Here is a 15,060-nt window from a genome sequence, read left to right on the forward strand (position 1 = left end):
AAATCTTTAATATAATACCAATACTTTAAAATATTAGTCAGATTGTTTGTGATGTCAACTTAACCTCAATAATTCTAATTTAAATCGTATATTCTTCATTTAATCTTAATTATAAAAATTATAAAAAAAGATGCTGGCCAATATGGTCGCATCCTGTATTTTTAATATCGTTCGTTTTTAAGTTAAATATGATTGGCAGCATTTTAAATTCTGCCGGCGTTTCTGTGCCGCAAGGATTAGGCTTGCGGGATGACTGAATCGTTGATGTTGCTGTGACGATACCCATAGCCGAAGTAGAGTACCATGCCGATTGCAAACCAGATGCCGGCCCCGATCCAGGTTTCTTTTGACAGAAATGACATCATAAACAGGCAGGCAAACCCGGACAGCAATGGCAGAACCGGATACAAAGGAACCTTGAAGCCGCCTTCGTTAAGAATGTCATCACGCTTGCGCAATGGGATGATCCCAAACGAAACCATCGTAAAGGCCAGCAGCGTACCGATGTTAACCAGGTTGGTAAGACTGTCTAAGGATACGAAACCACCCATAATGGCAATTACAATGGCAACGGCCCATAAAGCAACTTTTGGCGTGTGCGACTTTTTGTCCAGCTGGTGCAGCGAGGTTGGCAAAAGGCCGTCACGACTAAGCGAGTAGATCAGCCGAGATGAGGCGTAGATTGCGGTAAACATGCAAGTAGCCATACCAATCAGCGCCCCGATCGAAAGCAGGGAGGCCAGCCAGCCTTGGTGGACGGACTGCAGAGCAAACGCAACTGGGTTGGCAACGTCTAAATGCTTGTAGTTGACCATACCAGTCAAAACCAGCGATACCCCCATGTACAGTACCGTGGCGATCAGTAGCGTACCAATGATTCCAATCGGCATGTTCTTTTGGGGATGCTTGACTTCAGCCGCGGAACTTGAGATACAGTCAAAACCTAAGAAGGCAAAGAAAACGGTCGTTGCGCCCTTAAACGCACCGTGCGCCCCATATGGCAAGAACGGATGGTAGTTGGCCTTTTTGACAAAGAAGATGCCAATCACAATAAACGCAACGATGATTAAAAGTTTAACCGCAATGGCGATGTTGTTGACGCGAACCGATTCATGCATCCCGTATGAAAGCAGCCAAGTGATCAAAATTACGCTTAGAATCGCCGTCAGGTTAATATAGGTGCCGCCAGCGGGATTAAACGGACCAGACAGCGCCTTGGGAATGTTGACGCCGCAGCTGGCCAGCAGCGAGTTGAAGTAGGCAGCCCAGCCAGTCGAGACACAGGCAACGGCCAACAGGTATTCCAAAACCAGTGCCCAGCCCATGATCCAGCCGATGAACTCGCCATAGATGATGTTGCCGTATGAATAGGCACTGCCGGCTACCGGAATGGCTGATGGGAACTCGGCATAACACATCCCAGCCAAGCCACATACTACCGCGGCGGCCAAAAAGGAAAGTATCACGCCTGGACCGGCATCATTGGCCGCGACCGTCCCCGGCAGGATGAAGATCCCACTGCCGATGACAGCGCCGATCCCCATTGCCATTAAATCTCCGGCATTCATGGTCTTGGGCATTTGGCCGTCAGTCTTCATGTAGCTGGCTAGACTTTCTTTACGAAACAGATCCATATTATCAACCCCCAGATCTGACAAGTGATAAAAACCGATCACTATTTAATTTATTTTCAAATTCATTAATAATCTTGCTACCAATACTAGTACCGAAAAATTAAAAATCAATTAGAGTATATTCAAAGTTTTTAATACTTAACGTTAAATAAAATTAAAATGATACCGATTGCAACTAAATGTTTTTAAGTGGGTAAATAATTTTTAGAAGAGTCAACCGTCAATCATTAATTGTTAAACAGAGCATAAATAAAAAGCCCGCAGCCTAACACTGTGAGCTAATAAAAAGAGCGCCCCTATGATAAGGAGCGCCCAGCCGGCTTGTTGGCTAAAAAGCACCAACTGCACGCGGCCTAATCATCATCTTAGTTATATTATCTGACATCCCATTAAAAAACTTTGATGTAACACGGATTTGAGACGTCGCGCATATAACTAGTCTTCAAACGATTGGATGCAGACCAATTGATCGTTTGAGATGTGCTCATTCAATGCGTTGGCCAGATCACTAGAGATTACCCCAGCGGCAGCCTGTTGCTGAACATAGCTGTGCTCATCTTGAAACGCCTTAATGGCTAATGTCCGCAAAACGTTGATGTCCATTTCGCCCCGGGAATGGAAACGATCCAAAGTCTGCTGCCGATTCAGATACATGCGGCGAACCATCGCGACTTCATGGACGTTGTCGGGCGTCTGCACCTCGTCGAGAAACTCGTTGACATCGGTCATGGTCATGTTAAAGATTGACTCCAGCCGATCAAAGTACTGCTGACGAACGGCCTTGGATTTGTCCTGTATGGTTTTATCGTCATGGATTTTCTGGAGTTGTGCAAACGTCTGGGGATGATGCTTATGCAGCTTATGACTCAAACGTTTCCACTTAAACCGGTAATGCCAGATTCTTAAAAAGGCAAACAGGCCATGCTGACTGTGCATTAAGGCATCGCGGCCAATCATGCGGTTATAGACCTGCTCTTCTTTGGCAGTGACGACGCCATTTTCGCGCAGCTCAGCCAAGGTCTGCATTTCAACGCCGCGCGCCTGACTGGCAAGTCGATCATAGACGTTGCGATTGATCTTAAAGGTCAGCGTCATCTGACTGCTCAGCTGGTCAATCAAAAGCGCCTGTTCTTTTTTGTTTTCTGGCGCCGCGCTCAGTTCATCGATTGCATATTGCACGGTATGAATCAGCTGATCTTGAAACTCATCGTTGGTATAGTTCTTAGTCTTGGTTGGCAGCAGACGCGGAAAGGCCAATGTGCCGACCGTCAGACTGATCAAAATGACGATGGCGGCCAAAAGAATCAGCTGATTGCGGGTTGCCAGCTGCGCGCTTTCGGTTAGTACGGGGATGGAAAAGGCCATTGCCAGCGTAATCGTACCATGAATTCCGCCTAAAGCAAGCAGCAGACCGTCACGTTTCGGATTCGTGGAATGCATGTCGACTAATTTGAAACGTGCCCATAGATAGCGAATCAAGCTCATTGCCAGGTAAAGACCCAGTGCTAAGAGCGCCAGTTTCAAGATCGTGGCGGTCAAAGTCTGGCTGACGACTTCTGGCAGCATAACCCCCAGCAGTACGAACACAAAACCGTTTAACAGACTGGCAATGATATTCCAAAGCGTCGTCGTAGCGTTCTGTACGCGCGAAGAAGTGAGCCGCAGCTGGTCGTACAAGATACTGTGCACGATTCCGGTTGCCACGACTGCCAGAATTCCCGAAAGATGCATTTCCTCAGCCAGCCAGTAGACGGCAAATGGAGTCATAACGTTGATTGGAATAACGATGGAGCCGATATCGACATGGGTTCGCATCAGCGTCGTTCGCAGCGCGATCAGCATCCAGCCCATTAGCGAGCCAAAAATAATCCCGCCAAAGAACACGTATAAAAAGGTTAAGACGCCGTGGCCCAGCGAAAATTCCCCAGAAGTTAAGGTCCCGGTAGCCAGACTGAACAAGACCAGTCCGGAAGCATCGTTGAACAGCGATTCGTATTCCAGCGTCTCATTAACGTTTTTCGGCATCTCAACATTGGTCGTCAAAGACTTAACCGCGACGGCATCCGTAGGCGTAATGATAGCCGCCAGCATGAAGGCCAGCGCATAGGTGAAATGCTGCGGCAAAGCCAGCTTGAGGCCGCTGCCAACCAGAATTACGGTGACAACGGCCAGGCCGACTGCCATTGACAGGATCTGCCGAATATTTTGCGAAAGCTGGCGAAAAGATACGTTTTGGCCATCGTTAAACATTAATGGCGCGATAATCAGCAGCATGAAAATCTCAGGCTCCAAAACGATGGCATGTGTATCAATCGGCAAGATACTCAGCATGATGCCGGCTAGGATCTGATAAATCGCCAATGGCAAAACCGGCCAGAGCAGATGAATGATGTTGGCCGCCACAACGGTTATCAATAGCAGGCCAACAATGTAGACAGTGGTCATAAGGTTCCTCCCAATATTAATTTATTTAATTATAACTGATTAGACCAGACTGCGGATACCGACACGCACTTTATTATCCCGATAATTTATTGACGATATTATATCTTATGTAAAATCATGTGGCAGAACCAGACTGAATTAAATGATTTGGCATTAAATGATTTGGCTTCTTTTACGGCAACCCGACTTAACCAGCCTGCACCTAAAATCACCATCATGTCTTATAGTGAAGTTCTCATTAAGTCATAAAAAAAGAGCGCCCTTATATAAGGAGCGCCCAGCCGGCTTGCCGGATTGACGGTCCAGCTTGCACAACGATATATTCCTAATTACGATGGAATTGTAACATACTTTTGTGCTGTGTTACATTATTTTCGCACAACTAAAGCGAGATTGACACCCTCGACTAGTGCGGGAAGGAGGCTCCTTCCAATGTCTCAGTGGTATATATTCCTAATTATCGTGCCAAGCAAGCACGTTAAACAACTAATCAAGCAGCTGTTTAGGTAATGGCTGCCAGCACTCATCGGTTTGGATACTAATCGGGCGCTTTTTTATTGAAAACAGCCGGCTTACTAAGCATTGATGACCGTAATCAAAGATTGATTAAATTATTTTGAAGCCTATTTGACTTTGAGCATGTTATAATACTTTAAGTTTTATAAGACTATGATTGAAATTAAGTAAAGAAGGGATCTACGTGACACTTACTGGAGCAGATTGGCAGCTTTTAGAATCAATCATCGTTGTCTTGCCGAAAAAGAAACTCAAAAAAGTGTGTAAGCATACCGATGCAACCAAGAAAGCCATTGAGCAGGTACGCAAAGGCCAGTCTTTTGTAAGAGAATGGGACCCAAAAGTGGCATCTCAGACTTTGCAGTATTTAGAAAAGCACGTTTATAAAAAGGACCTGGCTAAAATGAATCAGCACCGGTTGATCTGCAACTATCACGTGATGATCAACGACTTGAATCGGGCAATCTTTGATGAAAACTATCGTGGGCAGTATCCGCCACTGACCCGTGAATCGCGCATTCAGATTGAGCGCAATCCTTTAGTCCAGCCAGGGGAAGGCTATCGCAACATTATTGATTATTATCTGGATGATGGGCTGATGGGAGCACCCAGATATGCCAAGCTGCATGAGGCCACGATTGGCGAGGTTCTGGATGAAATGGCGATTATGGGGCAGTACAGCATTTAAGAAAACATTCAATCAAAACCAAAGCGTCTGGCAGCCTGCCAGACGCTTTTTTGATTTAGCTTTCAAACAGATACGGCTGATCAAAACGCACCATTAAATCTGGCAGCCGCTGTTTCAATCGTTGCTGCGCGGTCAGATCATAAAAATAACTGGTCTGGGTTTGAACGTCTACCATCTCTAGATAATGAGTATAAACCTCATGACCTGCCAATTGATCAAGCACGACTTGTTTTAAAAGCTCGTTTCCCTGCTTGATAGCTTTCTGATCCTCAATAGGGGATGTCTGCCAAAGATTGAGCGAGGCATTGATAAAACGCGAAGTGGGCGTTCTCTTTAAGGGTGGGGGAGTTTTGGAGTCGCGAATCGCCATGATTATTTCGGCATCGCTGGCCGCTTGATCGATTCCTAGATAGTCAGTCAGTTTTTGATGCTGTTTTGCATAGCAGGGACTGTTGGTTAAGACACCCAGCTGGATGGGCTGAATCTTTAAATCAAGCTGGGTAGGCTCGATCAGATAGGTACCAGTGGCATCGCTTAAAAGCCAATGAAATGGATGGACGATGTCATGATCGTGCCAGATTACGCCATTTAGTGCTACCGAGTCCAATTCTGCAGCGATTTCGGCAACTGATGCGTGCGTGCCCAGCAGCCAGCCGATCAAGTCCTGTGGCGACAGATTCAGATGATGGCTTTGGGGATGGTCATAATAAACCTGCGGACCGGGAAAATATAGCTCAGCTGCCCATAAGCCCGCCGAATTCAAGCCATCGCCAATCAGATAGTGGTGATTGATTTTGCGCATCCCGCCTAAGATCGCGTAATCGTTGGCAAATGAGTCGCATTCCGGCAGACTCTGCCATTGATAATCGATTGGCAGATATCCCAGCTGCCATGGCGTGGAGCGGGTTGGAAAGTCCATCGTGCGCCCGACAAAGCGATGCCGCTGTCTGGTTGTAAAACTGATTGCCGTACACATGCTATCAACGCCTTTTTCTTAAACTTCACGGCAATTCTAGCATTAATTTAAGCGAATCACTAGTTTCATAACCGGCTATAATAAATTAAAAGGGGTTGAAAGAAAATGGGAATTCTACTGCAGATCTTGAGTATTTTGATTGCTCTGGTCGCAATTACGGTTAGCTGGCAGATCGTCCGCAACACGCATCGCATTGCCTTTCACGGTGAATCAGCCTGGCGCAAGGCATTATTTGAGGCAATCGACAATCCGCGCTGGACGGCAGCTGACCTGGAAAAAATCCGCAACCGTATGAACTTAAAGATTCTGGCGTTTTATGAGCATCGCTGTTTTGGTACCGATGATTCACAGCAGCCATCGTTTGAAAAGCTGCGCCACGAACTGGATCACTTTGCAGAACTGGACAAAGGCGAAAAGTCGCTGGATCTGCGCATCTTTTTTGAAATTGACCGGTTGCTGCGTCTGCTCAATGAAAGCAACCGTGAAACGCTGCCATATTCTGAAACACGGATTTTAAGGCAGCTGGTGCGCATGAAACTGAAAAACGACTGGCTGGTCTTTAATGGTCAGAATAAAGAGTTCAATAATGACGAAATCATCGATAAATGGCTGCCATAACCCGTCAGATGACTGAGGCACGATTATTTAAAAGCCAGCGCCGGTTTTGTATAATTAAGTTAAAGATGTTGTCTTCAGCAATTAGTTTAAAACAGCCAAAGGAGGAAGAATGATGACGCGCATGATAATCCGTTTGGCAGCCGCCGTTTTGCTGGCGACCGCGGTATCAGGAGGTACAATTGCCGCTACCACCAAATCGTCGCCAATTGCCCAGGCTGCTCAGACCATTAAGCTGAACGAAAAACAAGCTGTGGGTAAATTCAAGCAAAAATATGCCAAGGCCAAGATCAGCGAAATCAGTCTGGAAAAGCACCATAATCGTTATCAGTACGAGATTTCCGGCTTTGATTCACAAAAGGAATATTCAGCTAAGATCGATGCACAGACTGGCAAATTATCCGCTGCCAAAACTGAAAAACTTGATGCTGACGACCATGAGACGGCAATCAAGCTTAATCAGGTCATCAGTCGTCAAAAAGCCAATCAGTTAGCCGAAAAAGCTGCTAAATCCGGTCAAGGCCGCGAATGGACGCTGGAAACCGATCATGGTCAAACCATCTGGCAAGTTGACGTGGTTGACGGTCATCAAAAAACCGAAGTCAAAATCAATGCTGTCAATCAAAAGGTGATCAGTGTCGAAACCGATGATTAGCTAAAAATGCTCGTCAAGCTGCTTAAAACTTGGCGGGCATTTTAACATTAAAACTAAGCAGAGTTGTTTTCCCTTATTTTTGAAAGTAGCATTAAAATTTTAGTTTTAATGCGTTTATATTTTAAAACCGTTTTGGATGCCTATATTTATCTATATTCAATATGATCTATCTAACTAAGGAGTTTGCCATGATTAAAATTACTGCCGTTGATCCCCAAGACCTGCCAGCCATCCTGCACATCGAACGACTTGGCTTTAACGAGGCCGAAGCTGGAACTGCTGCTCAGTATCAGGCACGGATCAATCAGCTTGCCGATACGTTTCTGGCAGCACGCGACGCCGATCAGCTCGTTGGCTTTATCGTCGGTCCAGTCGTTGATGCGCGTTTTAAATATATTGAAGACTGGATGTATGAAGCTAACGTGCAAAATCGTGCTCAGCCTGGCGGCAACCAGATGATTCAAACGATTGCCGTTGATCCTGATTATCGTGGTCAAGGGATTGGCTCCAGTCTGTTGCAGGCCATAGAAAAACAGGCAATTCAAAACCAGCGGCATCACATCGCGCTGACCTGTTTACTGGATCGCGTGCCATTTTATGAGAAAAACGGCTATGTTAATCAAGGCATCGCAGCGTCAGCGCATGCCGGCGAAGTCTGGTACAACATGACCAAGCTTTTGCCCAGCCAACCACATTCCCTTGGTTAGCATTTCAGCGATTTCAATCTTTAACTGCGGCTTGTCACTGGACAAAATGAATCTTAGAATAAAAGCAGTCAATTCGTTTTTGAGGAGTGATCTTAATGATTAAAGACGGCTTTATCCCTTTTGGCCCTTACCGAACTTATTATCGGATCGTTGGCAAGCCCAGCGATAAGGCACCTTTACTGCTGCTGCATGGCGGACCGGGATCGACACACAACTACTTTGAGGCTTTAGATGAGCTGGCGGAGCGTGATCAGCGGCAATTGATCATGTACGACCAGATTGGCTGCGGCCTTTCCTCAATGCCCGATCATCCCCAGGTCTATCAGGCTGCGACCTGGCTGCGGGAACTAAAGAATCTGCGGGAACGGCTGCATCTGGATCGGATCCATCTGTTGGGCCAGTCTTGGGGCGGAATGCTGGCAATCATGTATCTTTGTGATGAAATGCCGGCTGGAATTAAGAGCCTGATTCTTTCAAGTACCCTTTCTGATGCCCAATTATGGGGTCAAGAACAGCACCGTTTGATCAGTTTTATGAGCAAGGAAGATCAAGAAGTCATTGCTCAAGCTGAAGCAGCCAATGATTTCACTGGTGATGCCTATCAGCGGGTCAATACCCGGTTTATGGAACTGCACGCAGCGGCAGCACCTGATGAAAATGCTCCTGAATACCTGTGGCGCGAGAAAAACGTTGGCGAACTGGCCTATCAAACGGCCTGGGGACCCAATGAGTTTACGCCGACCGGCAATCTCAAGGACTATGACTATACCGCCAAGCTGCACAGTCTATACGTGCCAACGCTGATCACCAGTGGGACCAACGACCTTTGTACGCCCTTGGTTGCCAAGACGATGGCCGACGCCCTGCCCAATTCGCAATGGCATCTGTTTAACGGCACGCGGCATATGTCGTTTGTCGAAAAGCCTTTGGAATATCAAGCAGTACTACAGGATTGGCTGGATCAGCACGATTAGACCAGCTCAAGCAGTCAGACCGCCGCGATGGTACGTTGCAAAGATGACAAAGCTCCCTGCTCAGGCAAATAGCCCCGGCAGAGAGCTTTTTATTTATCAGTAGTTGTCATTCATCCGTAAGCACACCATAACAACCCTGTGCAAAAGCATTGATAGCTTAGCTGCAGTGGTCGCTGAAAACTATGATGATTATTAAAAGTGTACTATTTTGTGTACACAAATGTTATAATTAAACCAACAAACCAAGGTGGTGAATGATCGTGATTGAAGCTGTAACGACACGAGAATTGCGGAAAAATTTCAAGAAGTATGCTGATGATATAGTTGAATATGGTGATACGGTTTTGGTTGCAAGACCAGAAAATAAGAATGTTGTAATGATTTCTGAAAAAGAGTACAACTCTTGGCAAGAAACTAACTATCTGCTAAAAAGCGAGGCGAACAGGGCTGCTTTAAAGCATTCGATTGAACAGCTCGGCAAGCAGGAACATTTTTTAACGCCAGAAGAATTTGAGAGCTTAAATAGTCATGAATAAGCTGAATATTGTTTTTACAGCAGATGCTTGGGAAGAATATTTGGAATGGAAAAAGGCCAACCGATCAATGGTTAAACGTATTGACAAGCTGATCAGTGATACAATTAGGCATCCCTTTTCCGGATTGGGAAAGCCAGAGCCTTTACAACATGATCTGCAAGGCTTTTGGTCTAAAAAAATTAATGACGAGCATCGCATGGTATACGCGGTAACTGAGACGGCTATTCAAATCATCCAACTAAAGTATCATTATCATAAATAAGCAGAAAGGCCCCAGCGTGTTTGCTGAGGCCTTTTTAAGATAATAGATCAGTTAATGGTGTGATTACGTTCATACATGCATAAAGTCGCAGTAGTAGTCACAATGCATGGTTTGCGGAACCTGATCCCATTTGACTGGATAGCCGGCACCATGCGCGCAGAAAACCGAATCCGGCGTATTAGCCAGATCGGCAGTCGGCAGATAGTCCGCCTGCTGAATGATCTCGTCAGCATTATGACATGGTCGATAGCCAGCCGGCAGGCACTCCAGCTGTCCTTGTCCATGCGTATAACCGCGCAGCACCGTGGCATAGTCGCTCATTTGGGCAACTGGCGCCAGACCAGTCAGTAAAACGCTGTCAGTCGTCTGATCATCAAGCGGGTCAACCTCGCTATGCATGCGCTGCAAGTCGTTAAGCGCACGACCAACCTGCGTACTTGGGACCATCAGCCGGAAACGATACCACGGCTCCAAAAGCTGACATTGATGCTGGGCTTTTAAAGTCATCAATCCTTGCCGTAGCGCGCGACTGGCAGCTTGACGGAAGTCCCCACCCTCAGTATGTTTGACGTGCGCGCGACCACCAACCAGCGTTACCTTGACATCGGTCAGCGGGGCGCCAATCAAAACGCCCTTGGGACTGGTCTGCTCCAGACTGGTAATGATCTGATGCTGCCAATTTTTATTCAGCACATCGACACTGCATTGACTGGTATAGCGGATCCCGGTTCCCCGCTTGGCCGGCTCTAATAAGAGATGCGCTTCAGCATAGTGCCGCAATGGCTCAAAGTGACCGACTCCCTCAATTGGCGCGGTTATGGTCTCACGATACAAAATACCGCCTTTAATGAAGTCAACATCCATGCCAAATCGTTCTAAGAGCAGCTGCTGCAAAATTTCTAGCTGCACGGTTCCCATGATCTGAACGCGAATCTCCTGCAGCTGTTCATCCCAAACCACATGCAGCAGCGGATCCTCATCAGCCAGCGTCTGCATGGCCTTTAAGCATTGATGAACGTCATTTTCTTTCGGATCAACCGCATAACTCAAAACGGGCTGCATAAGCGTCTGCGTGTCGTCTTTAAGCTTTCCCAGCCCTTGCCCCGGATAGGTTGTCGTTGGTCCGGCAATGGCACAGGTAGCGCCTGATGCAACCTGATTGACAATGGTAAACTTACTGCCATTGTATACCCGCAGCTGATTGGCTTTTTGATCCGGTAAAATCGCAGTCTTTGCCTTGAGACTGCCGCCCATCACCCGCACCCAGGTTAAGCGTTCACCCCGTTCATCATGTGAGATCTTAAACACCCGCGCCGCAAACTCGCTGGGAAATTCACGGGGCTGAGTCCATTGAGCAAGTGAAGCCAGCAAGGCATCGATCCCCTGCAGCTTTAATGCTGAACCAAAGCAGCAGGGAAAAAGCTGCCGGTGTTGAATCATCTGCCGAATCCGCTCATCTGAAAGCCGACCTTGATCCAGGTATTCTAACAGTGCATCATCATCTTGCATGGCCAGTTCTTCATGATCAAATGGTTTAAGATTGCCATTAAAATCCGTCAATGCAAAACAGCCTGGCGCCAACTCAGTCTGCAGCTGACTAAGGACAGCCTGACCATCAGCCGTATCAGCATCCATTTTATTGATAAAGATAAAAGTCGGAACGCGGTTTTCAGTCAGCAGCTGCCAAAGCGTTCTGGTATAGCCTTTAACGCCATCGGTTGCTGAAATTACCAAAACCGCATAGTCTAAAACCCGCAGCGCCTGTTCAGTCTGAGCGGCAAAGTCAACGTGGCCAGGGGTATCCAGCAGCGTGATGGACAGGTCGTCATACTCAAGCTTGGCCTGGTGGGAAAAAATCGTAATGCCACGCTTTTTTTCAAGCTGATCGGAATCCAGGAAAGCATCCCCATTGTCAACACGTCCCAGACGGCGAATGATTCCCGTCTGATAAAGCAGGGCCTCAGACAGCGTTGTTTTACCGGCATCAACATGCGCGATCATGCCAATCGTAATCTGTTTGCTCAATTCAATTCTCCTTTATGGTAGTGAGTTGCCGGCTGCCAGATAGATATCGTACCATTCCTGGTTGGTCAAGGTTATCTCGCTGCCTTGAGCACTATCGATAATATGCTGCGGATTCATCGTCCCCAAAAGCACTTGCATTTTTGCGGGATGTTTGAGAATCCAAGCAACCGCGATCGCATTTTTAGAAACATGATACTTATCGGCAAGCTGCTTTAACACCACGTTTAATTCAGGGAACTCATCATTGTCGATAAAGGTTCCCGCAAACGTACCATATTGAAACGGCGACCAGGTTTGAATCGTCATTTGCTTGCGCCGCGTGTACTCCAACAGTCCCCCATCATGATTGAGCGAGGCTTGATCGGTCATGTTGGTATGCAGGCCAAAATCAATCATCCCCGTATGCATGATTGAAAACTGCAGCTGATCGATCAGCAGCCGCTGGGAGCAGGCCTGCTGCAGCAATTCAATCTGTTGCGGGTTGAAGTTGGAAACGCCAAAGTGCCGCACCTTGCCGGCTTTTTGCAGCTCATCAAAAGCCGCGGCTACTTCTTCAGGTTCCATCAATGGATCAGGCCGATGAATCAAGAACGAGTCCAGATAGTCAATGCCCATCCGCTCTAAGATGCCATCTACGGCAGTCAGCAGATGCTTTTTAGAAGAGTCATAGCGCGTAATGCGGCCCGTTTCATCAGCAAACAGCCCAGCCTTGGATTGAATGTAGAAATCATCTCGTCGTAGCCCACTTTGCTTGAGTGCCTGGCCAAAATGAATTTCGGATGAGCCGCGACCAAGTTTGGGATCACGGCCATAGATGTCAGCGGAATCGATAAAGTTGATGCCAGCTTCATGAGCGGCCTGAAGCGTCTTAACAGCCTCAGCAACGGGCAGTGTCCCCATCCGCATGATCCCTAAGGCAACGTTTGAGACTTCCCAATTTGTTGCGCCAATTTTAATCGTCTGCATAATTTAACGCCTTCTTTATTGTTGATATGATCAGTATAAACCAAAACAAAAAAATCTCCTAAAACTCATGCCGGTTCTAGGAGAATATGGTTAATGCGACCGATTAGGCAGATCATAGGTAAAGCCCTCGCCTTCCACGCTGGCGATGTCAAACGTAGTAATAAAGGCATGCGGATCGATATCATTGATTAAGCGCTTCAAGGTCACGACTTCTTCAGAGGCCACTACGCAATAGACGGCTTGGCCTGGCTGATGCGAATAGGCACCTTCGCTTTTCAGCAGCGTGACGCCCCGTTCCAGCTGCCACATGATCTGATTGCTGATCTCCTCGGTTTGGGTCGAGATAATGATGAAACCTTGTGCAGGATAGGAACCAGCCTGCGTAAAATTGACCACCTTGGAAAAGACATAGGATGCTAACAGCGTGTACATCATTTTACGGATATCGATATAGGAAAGCGATGCCGTTAAAACGATCGCGTCACAGATTAAAAGCGAACGCCCCATGGGAACGCCGCGATGCCTTTCAAACATCCGTGCGACGACATCTGACCCACCCGTTGTACCATCAAAACGGTAGACGATTCCTGAGCCAAAGCCGCCGATCAGACCAGCTAAGACCCCAGAAATAAACAGGTCATGCTGAATATCCAGGGTGAATGGGACGCGCTGCCAAATCCAGATCCATACTGATAGCCAAATGGTGCCATAGACGGTATAGATCAAAGCGCGCCGTCCCAATAGCCGATAGCCGATGACGATCAGTGGAATATTGATGCAAAAAGTCGAAATGGAAGGATCAACATGAAATAGATGATAGATGATCAAAGAGATCCCGGTAACCCCGCCTTCCGCTAATCGATTGGCAATATTGATCTTAACGAATCCCAGTGCATAAATGCCGCAGCCGATCGTGATCATCAACAGATCCAGCAGTCTTACTTTGTTGGTCGATGCCTGCTTGAGCATTGCATCACCCGCCTTTCTTAAATCATGTTCGATCAATTCAGCTTCCCATGCCAGGTAGCTGATTAAATAACTAAATTCTAGATGCAAACCGGTTGTTTAGTCAAATCACGCCGTTTAACGATATAATAGAAGTTAATTAAATTGGGAGGCAGTGGGATGCAGAAAAAGAAATGGAGCCTGCTTTTAGGAATCATACTGGGAATGATGATGCTGACGATTCCAGCACGTGCGGCTACGAATTCAGCAACGTTTATTTTTCATGATCGAACCGGCAGTCAGCGTGACGAGACGCCATTAGTTACCGCCGCGCAAAAAGACGGCGTGAAGCTAAGCGTTTTGCATGCCAAGGTCAGTGCTCAAGGAAAGGTCAGGCTAAGCGGACAATTGACAAAAGAAACGGCGCCCGTAATCGAAGTCGAGTTTGCCAAGCATGAAGGCAGCTATTCTAAAACTGCGCAATGGTCATATCAAGTTATCAAACAAGCACGGGCAAAGTGGCATTTTAAGACCATGAATCTGGTGGGAATTGGTACTGGTAATATGGGCCTGTTAAACTGTTTGACAAAATATGCTGATACTGGTCAGCTGCCAACCCTTGCCAAACAGGTTGCCATTGCTGGTCCATTTAACGGCACGCATATTCAGCCAAACGCCGATTCAAAGCTGATGAAAAACGGCCGCCCCTATCATATGAACATGCTTTATCATGAGCTGCTTGGCTTAAAAAAGACCTACCCCAAGTCAAGCGCCGTCTTAAACATCTACGGCAATCAAGCTAATCATTCAGATGGAACAATTACCAATAGCTCATCACGCGCGCTGAAATATTTGGTAACGCCACGAGCCAAGAGTTATCAAGAACAAGCAGTCAAGGGCACGCGTGCAGGTCATGATCAGCTGACGCGCAACCCGCAAGTACAGACTGCCGTAATCAAGTTTTTATGGAAATAATTAAAACGCTGAATTACCCATCTCAAGGATGATTCAGCGCTTTTTTTGATGATTATGGCCGCGCTTGATCAATAGCCCGCGTGAATTCCAAAACGGTACCGGATCGATGCTTTGTAACTTTTGGCGATTGCTTGAACTGCA

At 46.9% G+C, this 15,060-nt stretch carries 14 protein-coding genes; 8 read left to right on the top strand and 6 right to left on the bottom strand.

Features of this window, described 5'->3' with window-relative positions; genetic code table 11:
• Positions 1-236 precede the first annotated feature (236 nt).
• Both FC47_RS05130 and FC47_RS05135 read right to left on the bottom strand, forming a co-directional pair.
• Positions 237-1,634: an APC family permease gene (locus FC47_RS05130; protein WP_056968263.1), complete on the bottom strand. Its 1,398-nt coding sequence runs from the start codon at positions 1,632-1,634 to the stop codon at positions 237-239.
• Between the two features lie 435 nt (positions 1,635-2,069).
• On the bottom strand, positions 2,070-4,079 hold the full coding sequence (locus tag FC47_RS05135) for a cation:proton antiporter (RefSeq protein ID WP_056968266.1): 2,010 nt from the start codon (positions 4,077-4,079) through the stop codon (positions 2,070-2,072).
• A 700-nt stretch (positions 4,080-4,779) separates the two neighbouring features.
• Here FC47_RS05135 and FC47_RS05140 point away from each other — a divergent pair.
• Complete coding sequence (locus FC47_RS05140; protein WP_048344967.1) at positions 4,780-5,283, top strand: hypothetical protein; 504 nt, start codon at positions 4,780-4,782, stop codon at positions 5,281-5,283.
• Positions 5,284-5,338: 55 nt separating this feature from the next.
• Here FC47_RS05140 and FC47_RS05145 read toward each other — a convergent pair whose 3' ends face one another.
• Entirely contained in the window at positions 5,339-6,259 is a 921-nt protein-coding gene (locus FC47_RS05145; RefSeq protein ID WP_006500973.1) for a linear amide C-N hydrolase, read from the bottom strand.
• 105 nt (positions 6,260-6,364) lie between these two features.
• Between FC47_RS05145 and FC47_RS05150 the strand changes: the two genes are divergently transcribed.
• The 6 genes from FC47_RS05150 to FC47_RS05175 all read left to right on the top strand — a co-directional run bounded on the left by FC47_RS05150 (position 6,365) and on the right by FC47_RS05175 (position 10,008).
• Entirely contained in the window at positions 6,365-6,877 is a 513-nt protein-coding gene (locus tag FC47_RS05150; protein WP_056968268.1) for a hypothetical protein, read from the top strand.
• Positions 6,878-6,989: 112 nt separating this feature from the next.
• Positions 6,990-7,529 carry a PepSY domain-containing protein gene (locus FC47_RS05155; RefSeq protein WP_235803993.1) on the top strand — a complete coding sequence of 180 codons (540 nt, stop codon included), beginning with the start codon at positions 6,990-6,992 and terminating at the stop codon, positions 7,527-7,529.
• Between the two features lie 188 nt (positions 7,530-7,717).
• A complete protein-coding gene (locus FC47_RS05160; RefSeq protein ID WP_056968272.1) occupies positions 7,718-8,236 on the top strand; it encodes a GNAT family N-acetyltransferase in 519 nt (172 codons plus the stop codon).
• Positions 8,237-8,331: 95 nt separating this feature from the next.
• Complete coding sequence (pepI, locus tag FC47_RS05165; protein ID WP_006500969.1) at positions 8,332-9,210, top strand: proline iminopeptidase; 879 nt, start codon at positions 8,332-8,334, stop codon at positions 9,208-9,210.
• Positions 9,211-9,464: 254 nt separating this feature from the next.
• Positions 9,465-9,746 (top strand): type II toxin-antitoxin system Phd/YefM family antitoxin, encoded by a 282-nt coding sequence (locus FC47_RS05170; RefSeq protein ID WP_006500968.1) that lies wholly within the window; start codon positions 9,465-9,467, stop codon positions 9,744-9,746.
• The gene (locus FC47_RS05175; RefSeq protein ID WP_006500967.1) at positions 9,739-10,008 is read left to right on the top strand and encodes a Txe/YoeB family addiction module toxin; all 270 of its coding nucleotides are present in this window, start codon (positions 9,739-9,741) and stop codon (positions 10,006-10,008) included. The genes FC47_RS05170 and FC47_RS05175 overlap by 8 nt, the downstream gene beginning before the upstream one ends.
• A gap of 69 nt (positions 10,009-10,077) precedes the next feature.
• On the opposite strand, the gene FC47_RS05180 is transcribed toward FC47_RS05175, so the two are convergent.
• The 3 genes from FC47_RS05180 to FC47_RS05190 all read right to left on the bottom strand — a co-directional run bounded on the left by FC47_RS05180 (position 10,078) and on the right by FC47_RS05190 (position 13,968).
• Positions 10,078-12,033 carry an elongation factor G gene (locus FC47_RS05180; RefSeq protein WP_081036742.1) on the bottom strand — a complete coding sequence of 652 codons (1,956 nt, stop codon included), beginning with the start codon at positions 12,031-12,033 and terminating at the stop codon, positions 10,078-10,080.
• Between the two features lie 12 nt (positions 12,034-12,045).
• Entirely contained in the window at positions 12,046-12,999 is a 954-nt protein-coding gene (locus FC47_RS05185) for an aldo/keto reductase (RefSeq protein WP_056968274.1), read from the bottom strand.
• A gap of 90 nt (positions 13,000-13,089) precedes the next feature.
• Positions 13,090-13,968 (bottom strand): YitT family protein, encoded by an 879-nt coding sequence (locus FC47_RS05190; protein ID WP_056968276.1) that lies wholly within the window; start codon positions 13,966-13,968, stop codon positions 13,090-13,092.
• Between the two features lie 156 nt (positions 13,969-14,124).
• Between FC47_RS05190 and FC47_RS05195 the strand changes: the two genes are divergently transcribed.
• Complete coding sequence (locus FC47_RS05195) at positions 14,125-14,919, top strand: alpha/beta hydrolase (RefSeq protein ID WP_056968278.1); 795 nt, start codon at positions 14,125-14,127, stop codon at positions 14,917-14,919.
• Positions 14,920-15,060: the final 141 nt, after the last annotated feature.

Origin of the sequence: Limosilactobacillus mucosae DSM 13345, assembly GCF_001436025.1 — a bacterium.
Lineage (GTDB): Bacteria > Bacillota > Bacilli > Lactobacillales > Lactobacillaceae > Limosilactobacillus > Limosilactobacillus mucosae.